Here is a 25890-nt window from a genome sequence, read left to right as displayed (position 1 = left end):
GCATGACATACGCCTTGAACGGCGCAGCAAAAGCGGCTGCACCGGTCTTTAAGTCTAGACGATAGGGGAGATAGGGGCCGAAGGCGCAGAGGGATCTTCGGCTTTGCCCCCGTATGCCGGGGGCGCGGGCCGAAAGCGGAAATGTTACCGGGTATTGCCGGCCCAATGTTTCCGCTTGCTGGTCTTGCCGAGACCGGGATTAAAGCTGTTGGTCGGATCGGCGGATTGGTAGAACGCTTGCAGATCGGGTTTTGCGTGGTAGAGATGGCCGACGTTATGCTCGGCCGGGTACTCCGCGCCGCGCCGGTCGAGGATCGCCAGCATCTGCTCTTTCAGCGCGTGGCTGTCGACGCCTTTTTTCACCACGTAATCCTGGTGGAATACGTGGCACATAAAGTGGCCGTAATACAGTTTGTGCACCAGTTGGCTGTCGATTTCCGGCGGCAGGGTTTCAAACCACTCGGTATCGTTGCGGCGCAGCGCAATATCCAGCGCCAGAATATCCTCTACCTTGTCGGCATGCACCGCATGGTAGCGCACCGCCGCGCCGGCGGCGGCGAAACGGTGCAGGAAGGCCTTTTTGCCTTCGTCTGCGGTGCAGGCGAAAAATGCGCCGTTGGCCTGGGTAAAGTACTGGCTAAGATATCGCTGTGCTTCGTCGACGCCGGGGCCGGCCATTTTCAGCAGCAGGTGATGTTCAAAGCGTTCGCGATATTCTTTCATCCGCTTCGGCAAATGGCTGGGGGCCAGGTGGCTCAGGCCCTGCATCAGCCGGTCGGTCAGGTTGTGCGGCAGCAGCGGCAGTTTGTTGAAACTGGCGTCCACGCGGCCTTTCAGGGTGAAGAAACGCGGCATTTGATCGGTGCCGAGCTTGTCGATCATCATAAAGGTGTCTTTGCCGTACACTTCGGCGATATCAAAAATATCGCGGTGCATGTATTCGCCCGCCACCGGCAGATTGTCGAATTTGCCGAGCATATGGCGGCGCAGCTCGGTCAGCACGGCGGTATCGTTGGTACCGATATAAAACACCTGCTCTTTGCCTTCTTTTTCGAAGGTGTCCAGGCGTACCGCAAACACCGCCAGCTTGCCGGCGCAGCCGGAGGCCTCGTACAGGCGACGTTTATCCGCGTTGAAACGGGACGGTGTGTCGGCATCGACGTCGCGCACCCGGCTGGCGTATTCGTTATCGGAGGCGCGCAGTTCGCCGTGCTCGACGTCCTCCGGCCGGTAGTCGCCTTTCTCCAGCCGGGTGAGGATCTCTTCCGGCGTGTCGCCGAGTTTAATCCCCAGATGGTTCACCAGCCGCAGTTGGCCGTCTTCACCCAGCTGGGCGTACAGCGCCATTTCGGTATAAGCCGGGCCGCGTTTCACCAGCGAACCGCCGGAGTTATTGCACACGCCGCCAATAACGGAAGCGCCGATGCAGGAAGAGCCGATCACCGAATGCGGCTCGCGGCCGTAGGGTTTCAGCAATTTTTCCAACTGATTGAGGGTGCTGCCGGGGAAGCCGACCACCTGTTTGCCGTTGTCCAGCACCTGCACGTGATCGAGCCGCAGGGTACTGACGATGACGATATCGCGGTCATAATCGTTGCCGCTGGGCGTCGAGCCTTCGGTCAGGCCGGTGTTCGCCGCCTGCATGATGACGATTTTGTCGGCGGCAACGCAGGCCTCAAGTATCCGCCATAACTGCAACAGGCGGGCAGGGAACACCACCGCCAGCGCTTTGCCTTCGCCGGAGCGGAATCCCTTGCGGTAACGTTCGGTACTGCGTTCGCCGGTCAACAGCTGCGAGCTGCCGACGATGTCTTTGAGCTGAGCGAGAAATGCCTGGTTACCTGACTGCGTCATGCCGATCTCCCTGTCATACCTGTCGTCTTTCAAACTGCGGCGCGGTTACCCCAGGGGACGAATACCTTCGTCTCGATTAACCCGGGCACCGCATGCAGCGCCCCGACATGACCTGTGGTTCTTACCGTTACCGCCGTTTGAAATCCAAAGGGTAAATTAATTTATTGGCTTGATAACTTAATGGCTTATTAGCTTAATAACTTAGTGGCTTAATAGCGTTCTGCGTACCCCGCCTGGCGCTCTTCGTCACGCAGCGTCAGGATTTCCACGCCGTCTGCGGTAACCGCCACGGTGTGCTCCCATTGGGCAGACAGCTTTTTGTCGCGGGTCACCACCGTCCAGCCGTCTTTCTTCTGCTTAATCCGGTGGTCGCCCTGGTTAATCATGGGTTCGATGGTAAATACCATCCCTTCCTGCAACACCCTGCCGGTGCCCGGCTGGCCGAAGTGCAGCACCGCCGGCTCTTCGTGCATATCGCGGCCGATGCCGTGGCCGCAGTATTCACGCACGATGCTGTAACCGGCCTGTTCCGCGTGCTGCTGAATGGCATGGCCGATATCCCCCAAGGTTGCGCCAGGTTTTACCGCGCGGATGCCTTGCCACAGGGACTCATACACGTTGTTCACCAGCCGTTTGGCCAATGGCGCAGTCTGACCGATACAGTACATCTTGCTGGAGTCGGCAATGTAACCGCCGTTTTCCAGCGTAATGTCGACGTTAACGATCATGCCGGAACGCAGAATTTTGCTGGCCGAAGGGATGCCGTGGCAGATCACGTCGTCGATCGAGGTATTGAGCACGTAAGGGAAATCGTACTGGCCCTTGCTGGCCGGGCGTGATTTCAACTCATCGACGATAAAGGCTTCGGCGCGATCGTTAATTTCCATGGTCGACATGCCTTCGACAATCACCCCATCGAGCATAGCAAACACCTTGGCCAGCAGTGCGCCAGAGTGACGCATTTTGGCGATCTCTTCCGGCGTTTTGATCACAATCTGTTTCACCCGACAATCTCCTTCAGCGTCAGCGCGTTATCTTTCATCATTTTTTTTACCAGTTGGGGGTAGGTCAGTTCTGGATGGAACTCCGCCAGCATGCCGATTTTTATCCAGTATTCCGCCTGCGCGTTGATCGAACGCGTCATCGTCAGGCTGGCGAGGCGCAGATCGTCATGCAGCGCGTCTGAAATTTTCACAATGCCCATAGGCTGCTCCTTAAAGGGATAATATACGAAGTGTATATGGTTTGGATGGTGGTGATTGTACATTCCGTGGCATAAGAAGTTTCCTGATGACAACGATTGCCGCCATCGGACAATGCGTTTATTGTGATAAACGACTTTTTTTCATGATTTTTCAGAAGGATTCAGGGCGTGACTAAATTACGGGTTGGAGTGATCTTTGGCGGTAAATCGGCTGAGCATGAGGTGTCTCTGCAATCGGCAAAAAACATTGTGGACGCTATCGACAAAGAGAAGTTTGACGTCACGCTGCTGGGGATCGACAAGCAGGGGCAATGGCACATTAACGATGCCTCCAATTATCTGCTGAATGCGGAAAACCCGGCGCTGATCGCACTGAATCGCTCAAATAAAAATGTGGCGCTGATCCCCGGTCAGGAGAAACAGCAACTGATTGAGGCGAGCAGCGCCGGCGCACTGGGTCAGCTCGACGTGATATTCCCGATCGTGCATGGCACGCTGGGCGAGGACGGTTCACTGCAAGGGCTGTTGCGGATGGCCAATATGCCGTTCGTCGGCGCCGGTGTGTTGGGCTCGGCGGTCAGCATGGACAAAGACGTCACCAAACGCTTGCTGCGCGATGCCGGGCTGGCGGTTGCCCCCTTTGTCACCCTGACGCGCACCAACCGCAGCAAATACGATTTCGATCAGCTTAGCGAACGTTTGGGTTTGCCGTTGTTTATCAAGCCGGCTAACCAGGGGTCTTCGGTGGGCGTCAGCAAGGTGCAGGATCGGGCCGGTTTTGACGCAGCTCTGGCTTTGGCGTTCAGCTTCGATCACAAGGTGCTGGTGGAGTCTGCGATTGTCGGCCGTGAGATTGAATGCGCGGTGTTGGGCAATGATGAGCCGCAGGCCAGCCTGTGCGGTGAAATCGTGCTGAGCGACGCTTTTTACTCCTACGACACCAAGTACATCAATGAGCAGGGCGCGAAGGTAGTGGTGCCGGCGGAGATCGCACCGGAAGTCAGCGACAAAATTCGCGACGTGGCGCTAAAGGCGTTTCGGGCGCTGGAATGCTTCGGCCTGGCGCGCGTTGACGTGTTCCTGACGCCGGACAACAACGTGGTGATTAACGAGATCAACACATTGCCAGGGTTTACCAATATCAGCATGTATCCCAAACTGTGGGCCGCCAGCGGCGTCAGCTACAGCGAGTTGATTACCCGGTTGATCGAGCTGGCGCTGGAGCGCCATCAGCAAGATCGCGCGCTGAACAGCTCGGTGTTCGAGCGCTAATATCGAGTAGGGTTACTGCATCAGGCAGAAGATAGGGCTGGTTCCAGGGAGTTCCAGCCCGCTAGTATAGGGTGGCGGAAATGACGAAGGTCAGGAAGGCTGTAATAAAAAGAGACATAATCCCGCCAAAATCCAAAAGGGAATTCCGGGGAGGAGGTGCGCTCGACCGTGCCATTTCATTTTATTATTAACGCTATTTTCGCCATGAGGAATAAATGCCGTCCGGAGTGTCTAAATTATGTTGAAATAATGCTATCCCATACTGATCATTTTGCATGAACTCTGCAACAGAGGATGGTTCAGTTGAATGGTCAAAATCAAGGAGTTCATAGGCCAATCCTAATAAAACTTCAATAATTAAACCTGGTCCTGATAAAACAGAAGTCACGCAATAGTCTTTTGTCATTAGCTCAGTTCGCCATGTTAGAATTCGGGTAAGATAACCGGTTTTTTTATTATCTTTGTAATAATCAAAGATGCAGTTGTTTTGTTCTAAAAATTTATATCTTTTCTTCATGGTGCGAAGAATTATCCTTATGGTTTTTGAACCGGAGTGAGAAGCTATGAAGTTATTAAAATAAATGCCTTTTAATCTTCTAAGCGATCCGAGGGATAATAAATTTTCATGTACATACATTTTCCCTAGGGGGAATACGTCCATCAAGGAAAAATCAGCAATGTCTAGCTCTGCGAGTTCCTGTATTTTTTGATGTTTACTCTTATCTATTCCGATTTCATTATTATGATTATTGCAATGTTTATTATCTGAATTATTAAATTTGGAAAGTTTCTTTAAAATACACGTTGTTTTAAACAAAAATAGAGATTCATTCTCCACAACTTTTTCTTTTGCTATGAATTTATTTAATCTCTTGAAGGCATGGTCAGTATATGGAAGTGTGTCCATGTCCATATAAATCCCGCCATGCTGATAGATAATCAGGAGTCTGACTATGTCACAGGCACTAGCAAGATTACCTCTTAAAATAATCTCGTAATAATAATACTTCATAAAATCAGCGAACTTTAAACTAAAAACATCTGTAATATCCCTGATTGTAATGCCTTTATCTTTAAGTCGTGGGGGCAAAGTTGATGTAGTTAACCCATGACAAGGGATATTGTTTTCAGATAAAAACTCCACAACTAATTCATCAAAAAAAAACCTGCTTTTAATTTTGGAAATATGTAGTTAAAAGCATGGTTTTTTATGCGTATTTCAGCGTTTTTTTTATTTTCAAATTCATTGCAAAGGACATACTCTCGTATGGATTCGTGAAGTGAATTGCATAGCGAAGAGTTTTTTTCACACCAAAAATATATTTTCTTGTCTTTGTTTGTTCTTTTCCATATATCTACATACTCTATGTTGGCCTGATTTGTATCACCAACCCATACAAAGTGAATGATATCTGGAACTGGTATTTTCTTATCCTGAGATGTGTTTATTTCCGATAGTTTGTACTTCATTTAAATAGCCGCCTTTTAATTGTGGGCTGCGTAGCGTAAATTTAATTTTTGAATAAATTGTCTTGATAATAAATTATTTGATTTCATCAATGTAAATTGAAGGTGTGATGTTTTGATATTTTATCAAAACAATATGACACACATTGTAAAATAAATTAAAATGAAAATAAAACATTGTAGGTTAATATTATTTGGCGAGTATCAATTACTTGTTATTGGCTAAAAATATAGACTAAAGATATAATAATAACGCAGACTGAGCAGATAAATATATCGCCAGAGAATTCACGTAATGAATTTAAATAATCCTCGCTATTTTTATTTAATTTATCAATGGCTTCTCTTTCATTTTCAGCATCTACTTCGACATGGTGTTTCCTGAAACCTTCTTTTTTCATATCCTTAATGAGTGAATGTGTTACCGATTCTTTTGGGATTACCTTTGACTCATCACTTTTTATAAAGACAACATATTTACGCATGGTCTTTCCCATAAAATCACAGGGTTTTACATCTGTGATTTTATCAGTTAATTAACGTTTGGTACCAGATTCTCTCGGCCCTGTACCATTTCCACCATAGCCATTTCCGGAAGCCATAGAATTGCCATTCCCCCAGATCCCATTTGCACCAGCACCACTGCCATACGGGCTGTTTTGTGATAAAAATGACTGACTTCCGCGATGGGCACCGTCATTGCCGCCTCTGTTTGAAGCGCCAAAACCTCCGTTATCTGATGACCTTTTCCCACTGCCATCTCTGTCCTGCCATCCTCCAGATATTTTATCATATTGACTGCTTAAAATTTCTTTCATGGATGTTCTCCTTGAACTTATAATATTATGCATGATTGCAATCGTTAAGAACCAATACTACCCGTGTACAAGATGCAGGCAATGGTGAATTTAATTGAAATGCGATAATAGTCACAAAAATAAATATAAATAACCATTCCAAATAAAAAAATTAAAACCAGAGGGGCGGTGATCTATTACAGGTAAGACTTATAGTTCCGTATTAAATAACCTGTTACTGAGTGTCTGGATTTCCCTCTATATTTCAATGTGCTTTTTCATCATTTAACCCATTGCTGCTTCGATACCACAGGCATAGCTGTAGCGAACGATAACGCAGTACCCTGAACCTGTGCCATTCACTCCACTGTTTGAACGTTTCCATCAGATTACTTGCTGTCGTTAACCGACCGGTCTGGCATGATGCTGATGCAGTTCTACGTCATCTGTAAGTATCAAAGTCTTTATACTCTCGTGATAATCAATTATTATCATTTCCTAAAATAATCATTTGATTGTCAATTATTGATTTTACAGATGGTTAATTTCAGTCCTTCAATGAAAGAAGGGCGAAATCTTTCGCAGATTAAAAACACATAGACGCTCTTGAAATTCCTTTCTTATAAATAACTCTATTACTTGGGTGGGGGATGTATTGGGGCGATAACTTCATTGGCACTATCGTCTGCAATAAAAATTTTTAAGTCAACTTCAGCGTAGCTAATAATAAATCAGTTCTGTGGACTTGAATGAGCAAGCCGTGTGGTAGGCTGAAAGCATCGGCTTTGCAAACTAAAAATGGCTCCCGCTTGCGAAGGAGCCATTTCATAGCCGGCAGTGCAATCCCCGGCATCCGGTCATTATTGTCAATGGCCGGGGGCGGGCAGGTTATTTCACCGTCACGTCGATATCGCCAAAATACTTCTTCGCCAGCGCGGTCACGGTGCCTTGCTGCTTCACTTTCACGATCGCGTCGTTCAGCTTTTTCTTCAATGCGTCATCCCCTTTGCGCAGACCGAAGGCAATGCCTTCACCGAGGATCTTGTCATCGCTGACCGCATCGCCGACGAAGGCGAAGCCCTTGCCGTCCGGGCGCGCCAGGAAGCCGCTTTGCCCTGAGGGTGCCATCACCAACGTGGCGTCGAGGCGGCCGGCGGTCAGGTCAAGGTACGCCTGGTTTTGATCCTGATAGGACACCACGTCCACGCCCTGTGGCGCCCAGTGGGCCTTGGCGTAGGTTTCCTGAATCGAGCCCTGCAGCACGCCGACGTGTTTGCCCGCCAGCGATTTGGCGTTCGGCAGCAGGCCGCTGTCAGCTTTGGCGATCAGGCGGTTCGGCACCTGATAGATGGAGTCTGTAAAGTCAATCGCCTGGCGGCGCTGGTCGGTGACGTTCATCGCCGAGTTGATGGCGTCAAACTTGCGCGCCTTCAGCGCCGGGATCAGGCTGTCGAACGAGGTTTCGACCCAGCTGCACTTCAACTGGGCGGCGGCGCAGACCGCGTTGCCCAGATCGATATCGAAGCCTTCCAGCGTGCCACTGGCGGACTTGGATTCGAACGGCGGATACAGCGCTTCCAGGCCGAAGCGCAGCGTGTTTTCCGCCGCGAGAGAGGAACCGGCGGCCAGCAGGCAGCCCACAGCGATCAGCGTTTTCAGTGATTTCATAGTCAGTGCCTTTTTCCCATGGTCAAACCAAAAGTGAATGCATTACACCTGACACAGACGGCGTGCGCCTTCCAGCAGGGTTTCGTTATCTTTTGAAAAACTCAGCCGGATGATGCCGGTGTTGGTACCGTCGCTGTAAAACGCCGACAGCGGGATAGTCGCGACTTTCGCTTCACGGATCAAACGCACCGCAAAATCGTTGTCGCTTTCGCTGCTGAAACCGCTAAAGCGGGCCAGCATAAAGAAACTGCCACGGCTGGGTAATAATTCAAAGCGCGAATCTTGCAAAGCGCTGGCCAGTAAGTCGCGTTTTTGCTGATAGAAGTCCGCCAACCCCAGATAGCTTTGCGGATTGCCCAGCGCTTCGGCGAAGGCGTATTGCATCGGCGTATCGGCGGAGAACACCATAAACTGGTGCACCTTGCGGATTTCATCCATCAGCGCCGCCGGCGCCATGCAGTAACCGACGCGCCAGCCGGTAACGTGATAGGTTTTGCCAAACGACGACACAATCACGCTGCGTTCGGCCAATTGCGGGTGGCGCGCCATGCTGTGGTGGATATCGCCGTCGAATACCACGTGTTCGTAAACCTCGTCGGACAGAATTACGATATCGGTATTGCGCGTCAGAGCGGTCAGGCGCTCAATGTCATGCTCGCCGAACACGCTGCCGGTTGGATTGTGCGGGCTGTTGACGATGATCATCCGCGTTTTGCTGTTGATGGCGGCGGCGACTTCGTCCCAGTCAATGTGCAAGTCCTGCAACGACAGCTTGATGGCTACCGGCGTGGCCCCTTGAAGGCGGACAATCGGCGCGTAGCTGTCGAACGCCGGTTCGAAATAAATCACCTCGTCGCCCGGGTGCACCAGCGCGCTGATAGCGGAATACAATCCTTCGCTGGCGCTGGCGATGACCGTGATTTCTTCGTCGGCGTCATAACGTGCGCCATACAATCTTTCAACTTTATCTGCCAACGCAGCGCGTAATGCGGCCACGCCACTCATCGGTGCGTACTGGTTATGACCTGAACGCATGGCTTGCGCCACTGCTTCAACCAGTTGCGGTTGGCAGGCGAAGTTCGGTGCGCCCTGCGACAGGTTCAGAGCCTGATGTTCGGCGCTGAGCTGGCCGATTACGGTGAAAATGGTGGTGCCGACATCCGGCAACTTCGAGCGTTGTGAGCAGGCGCTCTGCATGATTGGCTCCTGGATAGGGGGGAAGTATTGATTGATTAAGCATCAGCGCCGGTAGGCGGACAAGGGAATGTTTGTCATACTAGCCATGAGTTAAAATCATGGCTAATTCCCCCTTCATTCTTGAAACGATCTCGGCGTTGGCTACGCTCGCTTACCCGAATCACTGACTTATGTCAGCTCATCGGGCTGCGTTCACTAGCCGCCTTGATGTCGTTCCAATTATTTGGGGGAATCCTTGTAATTTCGGGGATATCGAGGAACCCGCTATGCAGACATCTCTGCCGTCGCTCGACGTTTTGAAAACTTTTGTGGTGGTGGCTCAGCGCCTTAATTTCACTCATGCCGCCCAGACACTGCACCTGACGCAAGGTGCGGTCAGCCGTCAGATACTCGGGCTGGAGCAGCATTTGGGGTATCCGCTGTTCAGTCGCCGGGCGCGCGGGCTGACGCTGACCCCGCAGGGTGCCATGTTGTTGGCGCCGGTGCAGCAGGCGCTGGGGCAACTGGGCGAGGCGTTGGCGCGGGTTGGGGCGCAGCCGGGCACATTGCGCATCAAGTGCCCGACCTGCGCCATGCGCTGGGTATTGCCGCGTATTATCCGATTGCAAAACGAGCGCCCGGAAATGCATATCGAACTGACCGCTTCGGTATCGCACGGGTTGGATTTCAGCGCAGAGCACTTCGATGCTGCGGTGGTGTTCGGCCAACCGCAGGGTAAAAAGCTGGCGGTGCATCACCTGTTCGATGAAATCCTCACGCCGGTCTGCACACCCGCTTACCTACCCGATTTAGCCCGATCGCCAACCCCGGCCGATCTGGCGGAGAAAACCCTGCTGCACCCCACGCGCGATCGCCGCGACTGGCTGCTGTGGCTGAAGGCGGCGGGGCTGGAGACGCTGCCTTCCGACAAGTCGCAGCATTTTGATACTCTGGATCTGGCGATGAGTGCCGCGTTGCAAGGTTTTGGCATCGCCATCGGCGACTTGTGCCTGCTGGAAGAAGATATCCAGGCGCAGCGCGTTGTTACGCCGTTCCCGCTCAGCGTGGTCAGCGGCGCGGCCTACTATTTGGTCTATCCTGAACGGGCGGTGATGCCCGCGACATTAGCCACGCTGGTCAATTTTCTGGGCGAAGAAGCGGCGCAAAGCCGTGCACGGCTGCAAAATGGCTTATCTGTCTCCGCTAACAGCTTGTAACCTTTAACATTACAAATTATTTCTGCGGTGAAAAAGAGTATGTCACACTGCTTTTTCACTTTGATTAATCCTCTCCGTCGCCGGCTGCGGCGGGAACATGCCTGAGACAAAAAAATATGAAATGGCTTTGTGTGGTGAGTTTGCTGTCCGGCCTGGCCATCAGTCCGGTTTTTGCGCAGGAGGGCGGTGCGGCGCAAGGAATGAATGCCCAGCAGCGCGATGCTTTCGTTTCCAACCTGATGAAACAGATGACGCTGGAAGAAAAAATCGGTCAGCTGCGCTTAATCAGCGTCGGGCCGGATAACCCGAAAGAAGCGATCCGAGACGGCATCAGCAAGGGCCAGATTGGCGCTATTTTCAACACCGTCACCCGGCCGGATATCCGCGCGATGCAGGATCAGGCCATGCAGCTCAGCCGCCTGAAAATCCCGTTGTTCTTCGCCTACGACGTGGTGCACGGTCAACGTACCGTCTTCCCGATCAGCCTGGGGCTGGCGGCCAGTTTTGATCTCGAAGCCATCGCGCTCAGCGGCCGGGTATCGGCGCTGGAAGCCAGCGATGATGGCCTGAACATGACCTTCTCGCCGATGGTCGATATCACCCGCGATCCGCGCTGGGGCCGGGTATCGGAAGGCTTCGGCGAAGATACCTGGCTGGTGTCCAAAATTGCCAAAGTGATGGTCGATGCTTACCAGAATGGTGACCCGTCCCAACCCGGCTCGGTAATGGCCAGCGTCAAACACTTCGCACTGTATGGCGCCACCGAAGGCGGTCGCGATTACAACACCGTCGATATGAGCCCACTGAGAATGCATCAGGACTATTTACCGCCCTATAAAGCGGCGGTGGACGCGGGCAGCGGTGGGGTGATGGTATCGCTCAACTCGATCAACGGGATTCCGGCCACGGCTAACCCGTGGTTGCTGAAAGATCTGCTGCGCAGCCAGTGGGGCTTTGGCGGTATCACCATCAGCGACCACGGCGCGATTAAAGAGCTGATCAAGCACGGCGTGGCTGAAGATGCGCGCGATGCGGTGCGTTTGGCGATCACCTCGGGTGTCGACATGAGCATGAGCGACGAATACTACGACCAATACTTGCCGGGGCTGGTGAAGGACGGGTTGGTTTCGGAAAGTGATATCGATCGCGCCTGCCGCGACGTGCTGAACACCAAATATGACATGGGCCTGTTCAAAGACCCGTATAACCACCTTGGCCCGGTAGGTTCCGATCCGCAGGACACCAATGCCGAAAGCCGCCTGCATCGCGCCGAAGCGCGCGTAGTAGCGCGTAAAACTCTGGTGTTGCTGAAGAATGACAAGCAGACGTTGCCGTTGAGCAAGCAAGACACCATTGCGCTGGTAGGGCCGATGGCCGACAGCCAGCGTGATGTGATGGGCAGTTGGTCGGCGGCCGGCGTAGTCAAACAGTCGGTGACCCTTCGCCAGGGGCTGGAGCATGCGGTGGGCGACAAGGCGAAGATTCTCTACGCCAAGGGTGCCAACATTACCCAGGACAAAAGTATTATCGACTATCTGAATGAGTATGAGCCGGCGGTGGTATTTGATGCCCGTCCGCCACAGCAGATGATTGATGAAGCGGTACAGGCGGCCAGGCAGGCCGATGTCGTGGTAGCGGTAGTGGGCGAGGCCCAGGGCATGGCGCACGAAGCTTCCAGCCGCGCCGATATCACTATCCCGCAAAGCCAGCGTGATCTGATCGCCGCGCTGAAGGCGACCGGCAAACCGCTGGTGCTGGTGCTGATGAATGGTCGGCCGTTGGCGCTGAGCTGGGAAAGCCAGCAGGCGGATGCGATGCTGGAAACCTGGTACAGCGGTACCGAGGGCGGCAATGCGGTGGCCGACGTGTTGTTCGGCGACTACAACCCGTCGGGCAAACTGCCGATGACCTTCCCGCGTTCTGTCGGCCAGATCCCGATGTATTACAACCATCTGAATACCGGCCGTCCGTTCGGCAAGGAAAACCCGGGCAAGTACACGTCGCGCTATTTCGACTCGCCTAACGGCCCGCTGTATCCCTTTGGTTACGGCCTGAGCTACACCACCTTCAGCCTGTCGGATCTCACGCTTTCCAGCCCGACGATGGCGCGCAACGGCAAACTGACCGCCAGCGTCACGTTGAAGAATACCGGCAAATACGACGGTGCTACCGTGGTGCAGTTATACGTGCAGGATGTCGCCGCATCGGTTAGCCGCCCGGTGAAAGAGCTGCGCAACTTCAAAAAGGTGATGCTGAAAGCCGGCCAGTCGCAACAAGTGGAGCTGCCGATCACCGAAGACGATCTCAAGTTCTATAATGCCAGCCTGAAATGGGGCGCGGAACCGGGTAAGTTCAACGTGTTTGTCGGCCTGGATTCCGACAACGTACAGGCGCAAAGCTTTACGCTGCAGTAAATCGTATCGCCCTCTCTCAGTGCGCTGGGGGAGGGTTTTCTATCTTTTCAATTCCAGTGCAAAATCATAGTAGTCATTCAAACACCAACTGCGGGTGTATTCGATGGGGTGTTCATCCTGGGTGAACCCGGTACGGGTAACCAGCAGCAGCGGTTCCCCCACCTCCAGCGCCAGATAGCGGGCGACGGCTTTATCGGCTATCTCGCCGCGAAAGCGCTGAGTTGCACGCAGTATGGGCTTATCGATAGAGAGCAGATAGTGATACAACGACTCTTCCGGCAGGCCGCTCGCCGGCAAAATAGTGGCGGGAAGCACCGAATACTGTAAGGCAATGGCGATCTCGCCGGCCTTGCGCAAGCGCACCAGTTCGAGCACATCCTGCTCATCGCTCAACTGCAACGCCTGCATTTCTTCTGCCGTTGGCCCGCGCCGCAGAAAGCCAATCAGTTCGCTTTGCGCCCTGAAACCTTGCGGCTCCACCATCTCGGTAAAACTTTCCAGCAGCGGCAAAGCGGGTACGAAGCGTGGGGCAATAAATGTCCCGGAACCCCGATTGCGGTTGATGGTGCCATCCTGTTCGAGGTGTTGAAATGCACGGCGAGCCGTTCCCCGCGCAATGCCGAAAGCTTCCATCAGCACTCTTTCTGAAGGTAACGCATCGCCGGAACGCCACTGCCCAGACTCCACGGCGAGCCTTATTTTTTTTGCCAGTTGCAGATAAATCGGCGTGCTGTCTGCCGAGTCCGGTTGAAGCAAGGCCAGTTTTTCATCCATACGTATCCTCCCCATGAAATGAACATAAAGTGTACCACTTGTGCCGGAGAAAACTAAGTGGTACATAATTGGTTTAGTGATCATAACCGGAAGCCTGCGCGATGAAAAGATACCTCGACTGTACCGCCACCGATCTTGCCAACATCACCAAAGACAATTTGCTTTACGCCATTCGCGCCAGTGAAGGGCGGATCCTGGTCAGCGAAAGCATTGCCGTGACGCAGCCGTTGCTGAATAACGTCACCAATGCGGAGCTGGCGGCCAGCCAGGGCGCCGATATGCTGTTGCTGAACCTGTTTGACGTAAACCAGCCGTGCATAGAAGGCTTGCCCGCCGGGGTGCCGCCGCAAGAAGTATTGCGCGAGCTGCAGCGGCTGACCGGGCGGGTTATTGGGGTCAATCTGGAAGCGGTGGATCCGGCGTTCGCCTCTACTCACAATGAGTTTTGGCAGATGACGGCGGGCCGCGCCGCTACTGCTGAGAACGCGCGCAAGCTTTATGAGCTCGGTGCCCGCATGGTGGTGCTGACCGGCAATCCCAATAATGGCGTCAGCAACCAGGCTATCGCCGCGGCATTGAAGCAGATTCGCGATGACGTGGGGGACAAGCTGGTGCTGGTGACCGGCAAAATGCACGGCGCCGGCATTGTGCGTGAAAGCGGCAGCCAGCTGATCACTGAACGGGACATCGCTCTGTTTGTCGAAAACGGTGCGGACATCGTCCTGCTGCCGGCACCGGGCACCATTCCCGGCATGTCGCAGGAAAAGGTGGCGGCGTTGATTGCTTTTACCCAACAACAGGGCGCGTTGGCCATGACGGCTATCGGGACGTCTCAGGAAGGTGCCGACGTACAAACCCTCCGTCAGATTGCCCTGATGAGCAAAATGGCCGGGGCCGATCTGCACCATATTGGCGATACCGGGTATCTGGGGCTGGCGCTGCCGGAAAATATCTTCGCCTACAGCGTGGCGATTCGCGGCGTGCGGCACACCTATACCCGCATGGCTCGCTCGGTTAACCGTTAGGCGGTAAAACGCGTTGGTTCCGTGCTCCGCTTATCAGCTTATCAAGTTAACAAATAACTAAGTTGCCGGTTTTTCATCGGCAACGGACAGTTTGCTTTGTCTAACGTCATATTGTTTCCGCCGAATGACAGTGCGTGGAAAGCCGTAGGTGAGGTTCCCTGAGGGCCAAGGGAAAAATAGCCCACTCCAGTTGCAGGACAAGATTACGCGCTGTGTTTGATCCCGCCGATTGTTTCGTTACGACTATCGCTATATCATTTTGTATATAACGATAGTTAACCGGAACCCCTTATGTTCAAACGTTTCCCACGCATGCTGCTTGCTTTCATTCTGTTCTCGTCCGTCGCGCTGGCGGATCGCCAGGTTACCGACCAGCTCAACAGAAAGGTGACTTTGCCCGATACCATCACCCGCGCGGTGGTGCTGCAACACCAAACGCTGAATCTGCTGGTGCAACTCGACGCCATGCCGCAGGTGGTGGGTGTACTCGGCAGTTGGAAAAAACAGCTGGGGCCAAACTATCAGCGGCTGGCGCCCAGCTTGGTGAAAATGCCCATGCCGGGCGATCTCACCTCGGTAAATATTGAAAGCCTGCTCGGTCTGCATCCGCAGGTGGTGTTTGTCGCCAATTACGCCCCACCGGAGATGATCGCGCAAATCGAACGGGTCGGCATTCCGGTGGTGGCAGTATCTCTGCGCCGTGAAGCGGCCAGCCAGGCCGGTAAAATGAACCCGGTGCTGAATGATGAAGACCGGGCTTATACCCTTGGCCTGCAGGACGGCATTCGCCTGATTGGCGCGGTGATGGGCCGCCAGCCACAGGCCGAGGCGCTGATTCAGGACGTGTTTCAGCAGCGGGCGCTGGTGGCCGACAGGTTGCGCGACCTGCCGGAAGACCAACGGGTGCGGGTTTATATGGCCAACCCGGACTTGACCACCTACGGTTCGGGCAAATACACCGGGCTGATGATGCAGCATGCCGGCGCACTGAACGTCGCAGCGAAGGATATTCAGGGGTTCAAGCAGGTGTCGATCGAGGACGTGCTGAGGTGGAACCCAGCGGTGATTTTCGTTCAGGAACGTTATCCTGAGGTGGTGCAACAGATTCTCCACTCGCCGCAGTGGCAGGCGATCGACGCGGTGAAGCATCAGCGTGTGTACCTGATGCCTGAATACGCCAAAGCCTGGGGGTACCCGATGCCGGAAGCCCTGGCATTGGGCGAATTATGGATGGCGAAAAAGCTTTATCCGCAGCGTTTCAGCGACGTTAATCTGCAACAGCGGGTAGATGCTTACTACCGACAGTATTACCGCAGCAGCTGCTGCCAGAGTGAGCAATGAGGCTGGGTTGGCTGATCTTGCTGACACTGCTTTGCGCGCTGCTGTCGTTGGGTATCGGCCGCTATCAGGTGACTGCGGCTCACAGCCTGATGATCCTGCTTGAGCCATTCACCGGTCCGCACGTGGGAACGGATGCGGTGCAGCGGCAGGTCATTCTTGGGGTGCGCTTGCCCAGGGTACTGTTGGCGATGGGCGCCGGGGCGTCGTTAGCCCTGTGCGGTGCCGCGCTGCAGGGCGTGTTCCGCAACCCGCTGGTGGATCCGCATATCATTGGCGTCTCTTCCGGTGCGGCATTTGGCGGCACCTTGGCTATTTTGCTCAGCCTGCCGCTGGTGGCGCTGCTGTTATCCGCCTTTGTGTTCGGCATGGCGGCGTTGCTGTTGATCTTCGCCATTACCAGCGCCATCGCCCGGCGCAATATTTTGTCCCTGGTGCTTGCCGGGGTGATCCTCAGCGGTTTTTTCTCCGCCTGCGTCAGCCTGCTGCAATATCTGGCCGATACCGAAGAGAAACTGCCGAGCATCGTGTTCTGGCTGCTGGGCAGTTTCGCCACCGCCGACGATCAGAAACTGCTGATGCTGTTCCTGCCGTTGCTGCTGGCCGGCGGTCTGTTGTTGGCATTGCGCTGGCGTATCAATCTGTTATCGCTGGGAGATGAAGACGCCGCCGCGCTGGGCATCAACGTCGAACGTACCCGCTGGCTGATTCTGACGTTATGTGCCGCGATTGTCGCTGCGCAGGTCGCCGTCAGCGGCAGCATCGGCTGGGTGGGATTGGTGATCCCGCATGTCGCTCGGCTGCTGGTCGGCCCGGATCATCGCCGCTTATTACCCGCCTCGATGTGCCTGGGCGCCCTGTATATGGTGTTGATCGACGATCTGGCACGCACCCTGAGCAGCAGCGAAATTCCGTTGGGCATACTGACCGCGCTGATTGGCGCGCCGCTGTTTGCTTTGATGTTGCGCCGCGCGCAATTGAGGGGCTGGCATGGCTGAGTCTTTACTGAGTGTTGATGGCCTGAGTTTTAGTTGGCCCGGCCAACCGCCTTTGTTTGCCCCACTGAATTTACAGTTGCAGCGCGGCGAGGTGCTGGCGGTATTGGGCCCTAACGGATGCGGAAAAAGTACCCTGATGCAACTGCTGCTCGGTACCTTGCCGTTGCAGCAGGGCACCGTTGAATGCCGTGGCGGCATCGGTTTTGTGCCGCAGCATTTCACAGCTCCCTTTGCTTACCGGGTACTGGATATCGTGTTGATGGGGCGAGCACGCTACGTGGGCCTGTTTCGCTCACCTTCGGCGCAGGATCACCGGCTGGCAAAAGAGGCATTGCAGTCGCTGGATATGCTGAGCTTTGCCGATCGTGAGTTCGGCAGCTTGTCCGGCGGCCAGCGGCAATTGGTGCTGATTGCCCGCGCATTGGCGATGTGCTGTGAGGTGCTGATGCTGGATGAACCGACGTCCGCGTTGGATCTTCACCACCAGGACCGGGTGCTGAGCTTGATCTCGCGCCTGGCGCGTGAGAGACAGATGGCGGTGATGTTTTCTACCCATCAACCCAACCATGCCTATGCGGTGGCCGATCGCGCCTTGCTGTTGGGGGGAGAGGGGCTGCAGCGCATCGGCACCTGTGCCGGGGTATTGACGGCGGAGAGTCTGTCCCCCCTGTTTGATGTAACCATTGAGCGGGTGGCGTTGCAGGTCAACGACCGGCGGTTTGAAACGCTGGTACCGCTGTTTCGCAGCCAAGGGGAACATCGGAATGAATAACATTTTGCTGTTTGCCGCCGGCAGTCTGAAGGGAGCATTTGGCCCTTTGCTGACGGCGTTTCAGGCGCAGAGCGATTGCGAGGTGGAAACGGTATTCGGCCCGGCGGGGTTGCTGCGCCAGCGTATCGAGAAGGGAGAATCACCGCATATTTTTGCCTCCGCCAATCTGGCGCATCCGCAACGCCTGGTGGACTTGCGGTTAACGCAACGGGTAGAGCTTTTCGCCCGTAATCGGCTGTGTGCCACGGTGCGCAACATAGCCGGGCTAACCGAACCGCCGTTACTCGACGTACTGCTGGACTCGCGTTGGCGAGTTGCCACGTCGACGCCGGGAGCCGATCCTTCCGGCGACTATGCGCAGCAGCTGTTTGATCGCCTTGAAGGGGTCATGCCGGGACAAGGAGAAGCACTGCGAAGCAGAGCGTTGGCGCTGGTCGGCGGTGCAGATTCGGCGCCCGTTCCACAGGGCCGGTTAGCGGCAGAGTATCTGATTAACAGCGGGCAGGCGGATATCTTTCTCGGTTACGCCAGCTATGGCACTGCATTGGCGGGCTATCCCGAATTAGCGGTGCGGCAGTTGCCGCCGGCTCTGGTGATTGAAGCCGATTACGGCCTGTGCCTGTTGGCCCCGCAGGCGCAACCTTTGGCTGAGTTTATTCTGGCGGAGCAGGGGCAGGCGATACTGCGGGAGCAGGGGTTTCTTTCCTCGCAACAGGACACATCAGGCACTTACGCACTAACTTGCTTATAATTTGAGGAATTATAGCCTGTCACCCTGAGGATAATATGGCGCAAGAAACAAGGTTGTTAAAGCAATCGGCATTGATGATGCTGATGGTTGCCGTAGTAGGTATCGTGGTTGGCGTATGGACAGGTTCTGAAGCCATCTTGTTTGACGGTATGTTTTCTCTGATAGCCACGCTGATTAAACTGCTGATGGTATTAACTGCACGGTTGATCAAAAAAGAGTATTCACGGCGCTTTCAGTTCGGCTTTTGGCATCTGGAGCCCATGGTGTTGACTACCGAGGGCGTATTTATCGGCGTAATTGCGCTGTATGCGTTGCTGAACGGTGTCCAGGGGCTGTTGCAGGGCGGCACTTCGGTAGAGTTTGGCGGGGCGATACTTTATGCATTGCTATTTACCTTCATCAATTTCAGCTATTACTTCTACGTTAAAAAGCGCAATCAACGGGTGCAATCAACGTTGGTCTCTTTCGACAATATCAGCTGGTTTGTCGATGCGCTGTTGGCGCTGGGATTGTTGATAAGTTTCACTGTAGCCTTCCTGTTGACCAAAACGGACTATGCCTGGTTGGCTCCGTACGTAGACCCGGCGCTTTTGGTGGTAATCGCTTTGGCCATGCTACCTTCGGTGGCTAAAATTTTGCGCCCATCCCTGAAAGATATGCTGCGTGTGGCACCGATCGAACTGAATGCCCTGGTTGAAAAGACCATGGATATGATGGTGGGGAAACACAATATCATCGATTATCACAGCTACTGTCAGAATGATGGCCGCATCAGCATTGTAGAAATCAATATCCTGATGGGGGTGTTGGAAGGGATTAAATTGGAGGAACTGGACGCGATGCGCGAAGAAATCCAGTCGGGTCTGGGGATGGATACTGAGGATTTGTGGTTGACCGTTTCCTTCACCCGCGATCGAAAATGGCTTAACTGAGGTGGAATTCCGGGCCATTTGGCCCGGTAGAACGCTATCAAAACCGCGAGGCGGTATTTTCGGCCAGGAAAGCCAACAGTACTTGGGTTACCGCTTCCGGGTTTTCCTGATTGCTGATATGCCCGGCACCAGGGATCAGCACATGTTTGCAGCCGAGGATATCCGCCATTTGCTGGCCTTCTGCCGGCGGGCGCGGTTTATCTTGCTCGCCGGTGATCACCAGGGTTGCTGCGGTAATTTTTTTCAGCAGCGCCAGTTTATCGGGCCGGCCGAAGATCATTTTGCCCAGCGGCACTATGCTGTTGCGCAGAAGGTCGGCGGGAAGGCTTTGCAAATGTGCAATCAAAGGTTGCAACAGCGACTCGGGGACATTGTCGGAGTAAAACTGTGCGGCAATGTATTCCAGTAGCGGCGAGGTGATCGCCCCTGCCTGATCGACGGCGTCCAACATGGCAAAATAGCGCTGGCGCTCCTCGGGGGTTTCTTCGCCCAGATAACTGTCCAGCAGCACCATCATTTTAACCCGTTCGGGCACCATTGCCGCCAACTCGCCGCCCCACATGCCGCCGACGGACAACCCGACGATGCCGAATTCTTTTATGCCGAGCCGATCCATCAGCGCCAGATGGTCGGCGGCGATATCCGACAGGCTGGCGTGCGAAGCCGGCAGCTGCGGCGACTCGCCGTGCCCCCACAGGTCTGGAACGATAACCCGATAATGTTTGGCCAGCGCATCAAGCTGCGGCTCCCACATCCGCCGATCGAACAGATAGCTGTGACCAAGTAATAATGGGAAACCTGAACCGACATCCAGGTAATGAAACTGCTTATCCGTAGCTTGCATATTATATAGTTCCTTGTTAAACGGCATATATTGACCTGTTTATATCATGTAGATATTAAGAAACCGCATTAATTTACCTTAAATTACCTGCGCGACGGCCTTATTTCCCCTTATTGGTCCGGTGAAAAGTGAATGAGTTGTGATGCCGGAATAATATTCTGGCCGTTTGACGTCGACTCATTTATGCTGGCCCGCTACAGGTGAAAAAACATCAGACAGGGAGTGATGATGAAAAGGTTTCTAAAGTTATTAATTATCTTGCTTGTTATTTTTATTCTGGCAGTGGCGTTATGGTTTTTCTTCGGGCGCGGTAACCAGGATGCGTTGTGGCAAATCGTCAGCCAACAGTGCGTACCCAATCAGCAACAAAATGACGATCCGTCGCCTTGCTTGAAAGTTGATTTAAAAGAAGGTTATGTGCTGTTCAAAGACAGCAAGGGGCCTCATCACGATCTGGCGATGCCGACCGAAAAGGTCAGCGGTATCGAAAGCCCAGCGCTGCAAACGGAGCAAACGCCACCTTATTTTTCCCAGGCTTGGGGAAATCGCGGCCATATATCTACAGAGATGGGTAAACCTCTAAAAGACGCCTGGTTATCGTTGGCGATAAATTCAAAATACGGTCGCTCCCAAAATCAGTTGCATATCCATATTGCCTGCCTGCGCCAGGATGTATATAACCAGCTTGGGGAACAAGCGAAACATATAGATCAAAACTGGCGACCCTTGGCTGAAAAACTGGTCGGCCATCAATATTTGGCCAGAAAATTGGTCGGCGTTGATTTAACCAAAGAAGACCCTTTCAGGTTGCTGCAGCAATATGTGACTGCGCAAGGCGACAATATAGCCAATTATGGGCTGGCGCTGACGGCGACTCCTGAAGGTGAGATGATTTTGCTGGCCAACCGTTTGAAAGTGACCGACCTGAATCTGGGCTCCGCAGGCGAGATCCAGGATTACCAGTGTGCGGTTGCCGGTAATGGGTTGTAACGCCCCATTGTTAGCCTGCCAACTTACCAAGCTGGCAGGCTGATAAGTTAATTACAGCTTTTTCAGCAACTGCAGCAGATGTTCTTCGCTCTTTTCGGCCAGCCCGTCAATGGCCAGCTTGATGATGTCGGAGCGGGTAATGCGTACCACGCCATTACGAGCTGCCTGCACAATGATTTCATCGATGGCGTCGACGTGGTTGTCGGTCAGGCTGACCGAAATTGCCTTATAGGTGCGTTTGCGGCCCTGCGGCTTGGCTTCGGCAACGGGGGCAATCAGGGTGTGCGACGTGGCGTTGTTGATAAACTCGTCTTCCGACATGCGGTGGGTTGGGGTGCGCTTTTTCACAGGATCACCTCTTTCACCAGGCTTTCGATTTCCGCCTGTGCCTTGGCGTTGTGCGCCTCGTGTACGGTAATCGCCTCACCCCAGGCATCGCGGTAAATCTTGCGGTCGCAAAGGCGGTTGCTGACCAGGGTAAATTCCGGATATTCGCTCAGCACCTGCGCCGCTTCATTGGCTTCGTTAATAAAGATATTGGTTGGGCACATGTTCAGCACGATGTAGCCTTTCACCTTCTCGTTATATTCCTGCGCGGTGGCGAACATTTCCGACAGATAACCGATGGTGTCGAGATCCATCTGCGATGGGCGCAGCGGGGAGAGGAACAGATCGGCGGCCAGCAGGCCGGAGCGCAGTTCGGCGCTGTCGCGGCCGGCGGTGTCGACAATCACGTAATCGTAATGACGATCCAATTCCAGCAGGGTTTCTTTTATTTTACCCGAGGCGGCGACTACCGGGATATGCGGCAGGCCCTCCACATTCTGACGATCGTTATACCAGGTCATGATTGATTTCTGATCGTCGGCATCGACGATGATGGCGGTTTTCCCCTGTTTGAGGATCAGATATCCGGCGATATTGACCGCCTTGGTCGATTTTCCTACGCCACCTTTTTGCGAGCCAATCAAAACAATCATGCTGCCATCTCTCAAGTTATCAAGATGCTAACCAATTAAGCTGTTAGCTTATTAAGTTAGTATCTTATTAGGTTGATAATTAAACAGGTTAACAAGAACAACTTGTGGACAATATGCACCAACGGTGGCCGCTTGCCAAGCCAGTATGCTGTTAACTTTGCAGCTTATTTTGCTGGTAACTTATCAAGTGGGTAAGTAGGAATGCTCTGGGAAATGGGGGAAGGGAAGGTTTTTTGCTTTTTTATTAGCTTAATAAGTTGCTAGCTTAATTGTTTTCTGCGGATGCGAGAGTGCGCATCCGCAGCGGCGGCATTACTTTTTCAGCATCGATTTCAGGTTGGCGAACGGGTTATGGGTCGCAACGCCGACGTCTTTTTGCGCGTCTTCGCCGGCGATCACCGTCGAGCCATATTGGTCCGCTTCGGTGTACTTGGAGTGTTCGTGGTCGTGGCAGTACAGGCACAACATTTCCCAGTTGCTGCCATCTTCCGGGTTGTTGCTGTGGTCATGATCGATATGGTGAACCGTCAGTTCGCGCAGGTTGGAGTAAACGAATTCGCGCGAGCAGCGCCCACAGACCCACGGGAAAATTTTCAGCGCTTTTTCGCGGTAGCCGGTCTCCAGCCTTGCGTAGTTTTTGGGAATATATGCCATGGTGAGTGCCTGTAGAATGATAACAATATTGCGTTTAATACTATCACAATGCGCCGGGTTACAGCGTGCGGCACATCACCGTCACTTCTTCGCCGGAAACCTGACGTTGTTCCACCGGTTGCCAGCCCAATTTTTGATACAGCGGCTGTTGGTCCGGTGTATAGAGATACAGCTCGGCGATGTTTTTCTGCTTGCAGTGGGTAATGCATTGGTCGATCAAACGGCGTGCGATGCCCAAACCGCGGTGCTGCGGATGGGTGAAAACTTCGCCCAGCCAGAATTTGCGGTCCGGTTTATCCGCCAGATCGTAAATGACCAGGCTGGCGGTGCCGAGGATGTGTTGTTGCGGTGACAGCGCCAGCAACGTCATGCCGGAATGCTGCGGTTCACAGCGCTGTTCAAAGCGTTGGCTGATTTTCTCGTGGCTGCTCCACGGCGAGAAATCACGCCACTCCTGATGCAGCAGGGCTGCCAGTTCGCCAATGCGCTGGCGGTGTGCGGAAAGTCGTTCGATACGCATGATTTAAGTTCTTGTTGCCCAGAGAATGCGCAACTATAGCCGCAGTTGCGGGCTATTTAAAGGCCTCCACCGCCCAGTCGATGAACACCCGCAGCTTGGCGCTAAGATGGCGGTTGGAGGGATACACCACATACATGTGTTCCGATGGCGGTTGCCAGTCGTGCAGCAGGCTGACCAGTTCACCGTTGTCCAGGTGCGGTTGCGCCATAAAGCGGAAAGTCTGAATGATGCCCAGGCCGGCCAGCGCCGCGGCCAACAGCGCATTGCCTTCGTTGACGCTGACGTGATAGCGGTGCTGGATGTCGATCTCTTTGCCCCGGTCAACAAAGTGCAGCGGCTGAATGCGATCGTTCAGCGCATGGCGATAGTGCGCCAACGGATAGCCCAGCTCCAGATCGCAGGGGTGTTTCGGCGTGCCGTAACGCGCCAGATAGGCTGGCGTGGCGCAGGTCACCCATTCCAGCTCGAACAGGCGGCGGGCAATCAGGCTGGAATCGGCCAGCGGGCCGCTGCGGATCACGCAGTCGGCGCTGTCGTTGATCAGATCGATCAAGCGGTCACCGACGCCCAAATCAATCTGAATCTGCGGATAACGCGCGATGAAATCCGGCAGCGCCGGTACCAGCAACTGGCGCGCTGTCGAACCACCGGCATCAATGCGCAACACGCCCTGCGGCGCGCTTTGGGATTCGGTCATGCAGCCTTCCATCTGCTCCAATTCCGCCAGCCACTTAACCGTGCGCTGGTAATAACACTCGCCCTCAGGGGTGACAGACACGCTGCGGGTCGTGCGCTGGAACAGCTTGGTTTGCAGGTGATCTTCCAGGTTCTGGATCAGCTTGGTGACGGTGGCCTTGGGCATCCGCAGCGAGTCCGCGGCGCGGGTGAATCCGCCGGTTTCCACTACGCGGTTAAACACCCGAATGGCCAGTAAATGATGATCCATAGCGCTCTCAATGCAAAACCCCGGTCGGAGGACCGGGGTGTTTCTGTGGATAGACAATGATTATGACTGTTTAGCGCCAATCATGCCGGAACGCAAGGTCAAGCCGAACACCAGCGCGGCGGAAAGGATGAGAATGCCGCCGAACAGCATGGCGCTGCTGACGCCCTGCCAGTCGACCACTTCCCCGCCCAGCAGCGCTCCGGAGGCCAGCGCAACCTGGATCACACAGACCAGCAGCGCCTGGCCGGCTTCCGGTGCCTGCGGCACGGCGGCAAACATCCAGTTGGTGGCGCAGACCGGCACGGCGCCGAACGCCAGCCCCCAAACCATGACCATCAGCGTGGCGCCGGCAATGCCGCTGAGGAAAGGCGAAACGATCAGGATGGCGGCCAGCATGGTGGCGATCAGGATAAAGGTGGCGCGCAAGCTGCACTCGGCCAGGCGTTCACCGAGGAAGGTGCCCAGCAGGCCGATGGCGCCGTAGGCCAGAAGTTGCAATGAAATCGCCGACGGGCTGAGGACAAATACCTGTTGCAGCAGCGGTTTCAGGTAGGTGTAGGCGGCAAAATGGCCGATAAACAGCAGGACGATGGCGATCAGCCCGGTGCGCGCCATCGGTAAACGCAGTGGCAACAGCAGATCGCGTGGCGTGACCGGCCGGGTTGGCGGGACCGATGTCAGCAGGCGCAGTTGTGCCAACAGCACACCTACCGCCAGCACCGCGCCACCAAAGAAGGCGGCGCGCCAGCCGAACAGGTCGCCAATCAGCGCGCCGGCAGGCACGCCACATACTGCACCGACCGAAATACCGCTAAGGATCAGCGCGGTGGCGCGGCCCTGGCTGGCTTCCGGCACCAGATGGCGGCCGTAGTTGGCGGCGAAGGCCCAGAAACCGCCTACGCAGACACCCAGCAGCACGCGGCCCAGCAGCATCATCGGGAAGTTAACCGCCAGCGCCGAAACCAGATTGGACACCACCAGCAACAAACTCAACGCCAGCATCAACAGACGACGATCGAGCCGACCGGCCGCCAGGCTCAGCGCCGGTGCGGCTATCGCCGCCACAATGCCGGGCACGGTAACCATCAGGCCGGCCTTGCCGGTGCTGACGTCCAGCGACGGCGCGATATTGGTCAGCAGGCCGATCGGTAGAAATTCGGTGGTGACCATCACAAAGCAGGCGACCGTTAGCGAGAAGATCGCCAACCAGGGTGATGATGCAGGTTTATCTTTGTTATTCAGCATAGTACCGCTCGTCTCAGGTGAGTACGTACGCCGCACGGCAAAGTGCGGAGTG

At 54.4% G+C, this 25890-nt stretch carries 27 protein-coding genes; 10 read left to right on the top strand and 17 right to left on the bottom strand.

Annotation, left to right across the window (positions count from 1 at the left end; translation table 11 throughout):
* Nucleotides 1-144: 144 nt before the first annotated feature.
* The 3 genes from dld to QZQ97_RS11125 all read right to left on the bottom strand — a co-directional run bounded on the left by dld (nucleotide 145) and on the right by QZQ97_RS11125 (nucleotide 3058).
* The gene (gene dld / locus QZQ97_RS11135) at nucleotides 145-1854 is read right to left on the bottom strand and encodes a D-lactate dehydrogenase (RefSeq protein WP_311993492.1); all 1710 of its coding nucleotides are present in this window, start codon (nucleotides 1852-1854) and stop codon (nucleotides 145-147) included.
* Nucleotides 1855-2063: 209 nt separating this feature from the next.
* The gene (map, locus tag QZQ97_RS11130) at nucleotides 2064-2858 is read right to left on the bottom strand and encodes a type I methionyl aminopeptidase (RefSeq protein WP_311993491.1); all 795 of its coding nucleotides are present in this window, start codon (nucleotides 2856-2858) and stop codon (nucleotides 2064-2066) included.
* Nucleotides 2855-3058, bottom strand: a complete 204-nt coding sequence (locus QZQ97_RS11125) for a ParD-like family protein (RefSeq protein WP_006324220.1) — start codon at nucleotides 3056-3058, stop codon at nucleotides 2855-2857. The genes map and QZQ97_RS11125 overlap by 4 nt, the downstream gene beginning before the upstream one ends.
* Before the next feature lie 168 nt (nucleotides 3059-3226).
* Here QZQ97_RS11125 and ddlA point away from each other — a divergent pair, with 168 nt between their 5' ends.
* Nucleotides 3227-4330 (top strand): D-alanine--D-alanine ligase, encoded by a 1104-nt coding sequence (ddlA, locus tag QZQ97_RS11120; RefSeq protein ID WP_311993490.1) that lies wholly within the window; start codon nucleotides 3227-3229, stop codon nucleotides 4328-4330.
* Nucleotides 4331-4523: 193 nt separating this feature from the next.
* On the opposite strand, the gene QZQ97_RS11115 is transcribed toward ddlA, so the two are convergent.
* From QZQ97_RS11115 to QZQ97_RS11090, 6 genes are all read right to left on the bottom strand, one after another.
* On the bottom strand, nucleotides 4524-5474 hold the full coding sequence (locus tag QZQ97_RS11115) for a TcdA/TcdB catalytic glycosyltransferase domain-containing protein (protein ID WP_311993489.1): 951 nt from the start codon (nucleotides 5472-5474) through the stop codon (nucleotides 4524-4526).
* A 2-nt stretch (nucleotides 5475-5476) separates the two neighbouring features.
* Nucleotides 5477-5800, bottom strand: a complete 324-nt coding sequence (locus tag QZQ97_RS11110; protein WP_311993488.1) for a TcdA/TcdB catalytic glycosyltransferase domain-containing protein — start codon at nucleotides 5798-5800, stop codon at nucleotides 5477-5479.
* Nucleotides 5801-6012: 212 nt separating this feature from the next.
* Nucleotides 6013-6282 carry a hypothetical protein gene (locus QZQ97_RS11105; RefSeq protein ID WP_311993487.1) on the bottom strand — a complete coding sequence of 90 codons (270 nt, stop codon included), beginning with the start codon at nucleotides 6280-6282 and terminating at the stop codon, nucleotides 6013-6015.
* A 51-nt stretch (nucleotides 6283-6333) separates the two neighbouring features.
* Nucleotides 6334-6615 carry a hypothetical protein gene (locus QZQ97_RS11100; protein ID WP_311993486.1) on the bottom strand — a complete coding sequence of 94 codons (282 nt, stop codon included), beginning with the start codon at nucleotides 6613-6615 and terminating at the stop codon, nucleotides 6334-6336.
* An 867-nt stretch (nucleotides 6616-7482) separates the two neighbouring features.
* Nucleotides 7483-8262: an ABC transporter substrate-binding protein gene (locus QZQ97_RS11095; protein ID WP_311993485.1), complete on the bottom strand. Its 780-nt coding sequence runs from the start codon at nucleotides 8260-8262 to the stop codon at nucleotides 7483-7485.
* Between the two features lie 42 nt (nucleotides 8263-8304).
* The gene (locus QZQ97_RS11090) at nucleotides 8305-9459 is read right to left on the bottom strand and encodes a pyridoxal phosphate-dependent aminotransferase (protein WP_311993484.1); all 1155 of its coding nucleotides are present in this window, start codon (nucleotides 9457-9459) and stop codon (nucleotides 8305-8307) included.
* Between the two features lie 266 nt (nucleotides 9460-9725).
* On the opposite strand from QZQ97_RS11090, the gene QZQ97_RS11085 reads away from it, so the two are divergent.
* Nucleotides 9726-10655 carry a LysR substrate-binding domain-containing protein gene (locus tag QZQ97_RS11085; protein WP_311993483.1) on the top strand — a complete coding sequence of 310 codons (930 nt, stop codon included), beginning with the start codon at nucleotides 9726-9728 and terminating at the stop codon, nucleotides 10653-10655.
* 116 nt (nucleotides 10656-10771) lie between these two features.
* Nucleotides 10772-13069 (top strand): beta-glucosidase BglX, encoded by a 2298-nt coding sequence (gene bglX / locus QZQ97_RS11080; protein WP_311993482.1) that lies wholly within the window; start codon nucleotides 10772-10774, stop codon nucleotides 13067-13069.
* A 39-nt stretch (nucleotides 13070-13108) separates the two neighbouring features.
* Here the strand turns inward: bglX and QZQ97_RS11075 are convergent, their stop codons facing one another.
* Nucleotides 13109-13843, bottom strand: a complete 735-nt coding sequence (locus tag QZQ97_RS11075) for a GntR family transcriptional regulator (protein ID WP_311993481.1) — start codon at nucleotides 13841-13843, stop codon at nucleotides 13109-13111.
* 101 nt (nucleotides 13844-13944) lie between these two features.
* Here QZQ97_RS11075 and QZQ97_RS11070 point away from each other — a divergent pair, with 101 nt between their 5' ends.
* The 6 genes from QZQ97_RS11070 to QZQ97_RS11045 all read left to right on the top strand — a co-directional run bounded on the left by QZQ97_RS11070 (nucleotide 13945) and on the right by QZQ97_RS11045 (nucleotide 19659).
* Nucleotides 13945-14868 (top strand): DUF7916 family protein, encoded by a 924-nt coding sequence (locus QZQ97_RS11070; protein WP_311993480.1) that lies wholly within the window; start codon nucleotides 13945-13947, stop codon nucleotides 14866-14868.
* A gap of 291 nt (nucleotides 14869-15159) precedes the next feature.
* Entirely contained in the window at nucleotides 15160-16209 is a 1050-nt protein-coding gene (locus QZQ97_RS11065; protein WP_311993479.1) for an ABC transporter substrate-binding protein, read from the top strand.
* Complete coding sequence (locus QZQ97_RS11060; protein ID WP_311993478.1) at nucleotides 16206-17204, top strand: FecCD family ABC transporter permease; 999 nt, start codon at nucleotides 16206-16208, stop codon at nucleotides 17202-17204. The genes QZQ97_RS11065 and QZQ97_RS11060 overlap by 4 nt, the downstream gene beginning before the upstream one ends.
* Nucleotides 17197-17976: an ABC transporter ATP-binding protein gene (locus QZQ97_RS11055; protein WP_311993477.1), complete on the top strand. Its 780-nt coding sequence runs from the start codon at nucleotides 17197-17199 to the stop codon at nucleotides 17974-17976. The genes QZQ97_RS11060 and QZQ97_RS11055 overlap by 8 nt, the downstream gene beginning before the upstream one ends.
* Nucleotides 17969-18727 carry a substrate-binding domain-containing protein gene (locus QZQ97_RS11050; RefSeq protein WP_311993476.1) on the top strand — a complete coding sequence of 253 codons (759 nt, stop codon included), beginning with the start codon at nucleotides 17969-17971 and terminating at the stop codon, nucleotides 18725-18727. Before QZQ97_RS11055 ends, QZQ97_RS11050 begins: the two co-directional genes overlap by 8 nt.
* A 35-nt stretch (nucleotides 18728-18762) precedes the next feature.
* Entirely contained in the window at nucleotides 18763-19659 is an 897-nt protein-coding gene (locus QZQ97_RS11045) for a cation diffusion facilitator family transporter (protein WP_311993475.1), read from the top strand.
* A gap of 37 nt (nucleotides 19660-19696) precedes the next feature.
* Here the strand turns inward: QZQ97_RS11045 and QZQ97_RS11040 are convergent, their stop codons facing one another.
* Nucleotides 19697-20503, bottom strand: a complete 807-nt coding sequence (locus QZQ97_RS11040) for an alpha/beta fold hydrolase (protein ID WP_311993474.1) — start codon at nucleotides 20501-20503, stop codon at nucleotides 19697-19699.
* Between the two features lie 228 nt (nucleotides 20504-20731).
* Between QZQ97_RS11040 and QZQ97_RS11035 the strand changes: the two genes are divergently transcribed.
* Nucleotides 20732-21493 (top strand): CDP-diacylglycerol diphosphatase, encoded by a 762-nt coding sequence (locus QZQ97_RS11035; protein ID WP_311993915.1) that lies wholly within the window; start codon nucleotides 20732-20734, stop codon nucleotides 21491-21493.
* Between the two features lie 51 nt (nucleotides 21494-21544).
* Here QZQ97_RS11035 and QZQ97_RS11030 read toward each other — a convergent pair whose 3' ends face one another.
* From QZQ97_RS11030 to QZQ97_RS11005, 6 genes are all read right to left on the bottom strand, one after another.
* On the bottom strand, nucleotides 21545-21841 hold the full coding sequence (locus QZQ97_RS11030; RefSeq protein WP_311993473.1) for a hypothetical protein: 297 nt from the start codon (nucleotides 21839-21841) through the stop codon (nucleotides 21545-21547).
* Nucleotides 21838-22473: a division plane positioning ATPase MipZ gene (locus QZQ97_RS11025; protein WP_126481117.1), complete on the bottom strand. Its 636-nt coding sequence runs from the start codon at nucleotides 22471-22473 to the stop codon at nucleotides 21838-21840. The genes QZQ97_RS11030 and QZQ97_RS11025 overlap by 4 nt, the downstream gene beginning before the upstream one ends.
* Nucleotides 22474-22785: 312 nt before the next feature.
* A complete protein-coding gene (gene yajD, locus QZQ97_RS11020; RefSeq protein ID WP_004942039.1) occupies nucleotides 22786-23127 on the bottom strand; it encodes an HNH nuclease YajD in 342 nt (113 codons plus the stop codon).
* Nucleotides 23128-23185: 58 nt separating this feature from the next.
* Nucleotides 23186-23647, bottom strand: a complete 462-nt coding sequence (locus tag QZQ97_RS11015) for a GNAT family N-acetyltransferase (RefSeq protein ID WP_311993472.1) — start codon at nucleotides 23645-23647, stop codon at nucleotides 23186-23188.
* Nucleotides 23648-23699: 52 nt separating this feature from the next.
* Nucleotides 23700-24593 carry a LysR family transcriptional regulator gene (locus QZQ97_RS11010; protein WP_311993471.1) on the bottom strand — a complete coding sequence of 298 codons (894 nt, stop codon included), beginning with the start codon at nucleotides 24591-24593 and terminating at the stop codon, nucleotides 23700-23702.
* A 60-nt stretch (nucleotides 24594-24653) separates the two neighbouring features.
* Complete coding sequence (locus tag QZQ97_RS11005; RefSeq protein ID WP_311993470.1) at nucleotides 24654-25838, bottom strand: MFS transporter; 1185 nt, start codon at nucleotides 25836-25838, stop codon at nucleotides 24654-24656.
* Nucleotides 25839-25890: the final 52 nt, after the last annotated feature.

The organism is Serratia sp. root2 (genome assembly GCF_031931805.1).
In the GTDB taxonomy this organism is placed as follows: domain Bacteria; phylum Pseudomonadota; class Gammaproteobacteria; order Enterobacterales; family Enterobacteriaceae; genus Serratia; species Serratia inhibens.
The sequence above is the reverse complement of the archived record's forward strand: the minus strand, read 5'-3'. Positions and strand labels throughout refer to the sequence as shown.

What these genes read in the sequence shown, in the direction of transcription:
- dld (WP_311993492.1), bottom strand. Translation starts at nt 1,854, where the DNA reads ATGACGCAGTCAGGTAACCAGGCATTTCTCGCTCAGCTCAAAGACATC.
- QZQ97_RS11125 (WP_006324220.1), bottom strand. Translation starts at nt 3,058, where the DNA reads ATGGGCATTGTGAAAATTTCAGACGCGCTGCATGACGATCTGCGCCTC.
- QZQ97_RS11110 (WP_311993488.1), bottom strand. Translation starts at nt 5,800, where the DNA reads ATGAAGTACAAACTATCGGAAATAAACACATCTCAGGATAAGAAAATA.
- QZQ97_RS11105 (WP_311993487.1), bottom strand. Translation starts at nt 6,282, where the DNA reads ATGCGTAAATATGTTGTCTTTATAAAAAGTGATGAGTCAAAGGTAATC.
- QZQ97_RS11100 (WP_311993486.1), bottom strand. Translation starts at nt 6,615, where the DNA reads ATGAAAGAAATTTTAAGCAGTCAATATGATAAAATATCTGGAGGATGG.
- QZQ97_RS11095 (WP_311993485.1), bottom strand. Translation starts at nt 8,262, where the DNA reads ATGAAATCACTGAAAACGCTGATCGCTGTGGGCTGCCTGCTGGCCGCC.
- QZQ97_RS11090 (WP_311993484.1), bottom strand. Translation starts at nt 9,459, where the DNA reads ATGCAGAGCGCCTGCTCACAACGCTCGAAGTTGCCGGATGTCGGCACC.
- QZQ97_RS11085 (WP_311993483.1), top strand. Translation starts at nt 9,726, where the DNA reads ATGCAGACATCTCTGCCGTCGCTCGACGTTTTGAAAACTTTTGTGGTG.
- bglX (WP_311993482.1), top strand. Translation starts at nt 10,772, where the DNA reads ATGAAATGGCTTTGTGTGGTGAGTTTGCTGTCCGGCCTGGCCATCAGT.
- QZQ97_RS11075 (WP_311993481.1), bottom strand. Translation starts at nt 13,843, where the DNA reads ATGGATGAAAAACTGGCCTTGCTTCAACCGGACTCGGCAGACAGCACG.
- QZQ97_RS11070 (WP_311993480.1), top strand. Translation starts at nt 13,945, where the DNA reads ATGAAAAGATACCTCGACTGTACCGCCACCGATCTTGCCAACATCACC.
- QZQ97_RS11065 (WP_311993479.1), top strand. Translation starts at nt 15,160, where the DNA reads ATGTTCAAACGTTTCCCACGCATGCTGCTTGCTTTCATTCTGTTCTCG.
- QZQ97_RS11060 (WP_311993478.1), top strand. Translation starts at nt 16,206, where the DNA reads ATGAGGCTGGGTTGGCTGATCTTGCTGACACTGCTTTGCGCGCTGCTG.
- QZQ97_RS11055 (WP_311993477.1), top strand. Translation starts at nt 17,197, where the DNA reads ATGGCTGAGTCTTTACTGAGTGTTGATGGCCTGAGTTTTAGTTGGCCC.
- QZQ97_RS11050 (WP_311993476.1), top strand. Translation starts at nt 17,969, where the DNA reads ATGAATAACATTTTGCTGTTTGCCGCCGGCAGTCTGAAGGGAGCATTT.
- QZQ97_RS11045 (WP_311993475.1), top strand. Translation starts at nt 18,763, where the DNA reads ATGGCGCAAGAAACAAGGTTGTTAAAGCAATCGGCATTGATGATGCTG.
- QZQ97_RS11040 (WP_311993474.1), bottom strand. Translation starts at nt 20,503, where the DNA reads ATGCAAGCTACGGATAAGCAGTTTCATTACCTGGATGTCGGTTCAGGT.
- QZQ97_RS11035 (WP_311993915.1), top strand. Translation starts at nt 20,732, where the DNA reads ATGAAAAGGTTTCTAAAGTTATTAATTATCTTGCTTGTTATTTTTATT.
- QZQ97_RS11025 (WP_126481117.1), bottom strand. Translation starts at nt 22,473, where the DNA reads ATGATTGTTTTGATTGGCTCGCAAAAAGGTGGCGTAGGAAAATCGACC.
- yajD (WP_004942039.1), bottom strand. Translation starts at nt 23,127, where the DNA reads ATGGCATATATTCCCAAAAACTACGCAAGGCTGGAGACCGGCTACCGC.
- QZQ97_RS11015 (WP_311993472.1), bottom strand. Translation starts at nt 23,647, where the DNA reads ATGCGTATCGAACGACTTTCCGCACACCGCCAGCGCATTGGCGAACTG.
- QZQ97_RS11010 (WP_311993471.1), bottom strand. Translation starts at nt 24,593, where the DNA reads ATGGATCATCATTTACTGGCCATTCGGGTGTTTAACCGCGTAGTGGAA.
- QZQ97_RS11005 (WP_311993470.1), bottom strand. Translation starts at nt 25,838, where the DNA reads ATGCTGAATAACAAAGATAAACCTGCATCATCACCCTGGTTGGCGATC.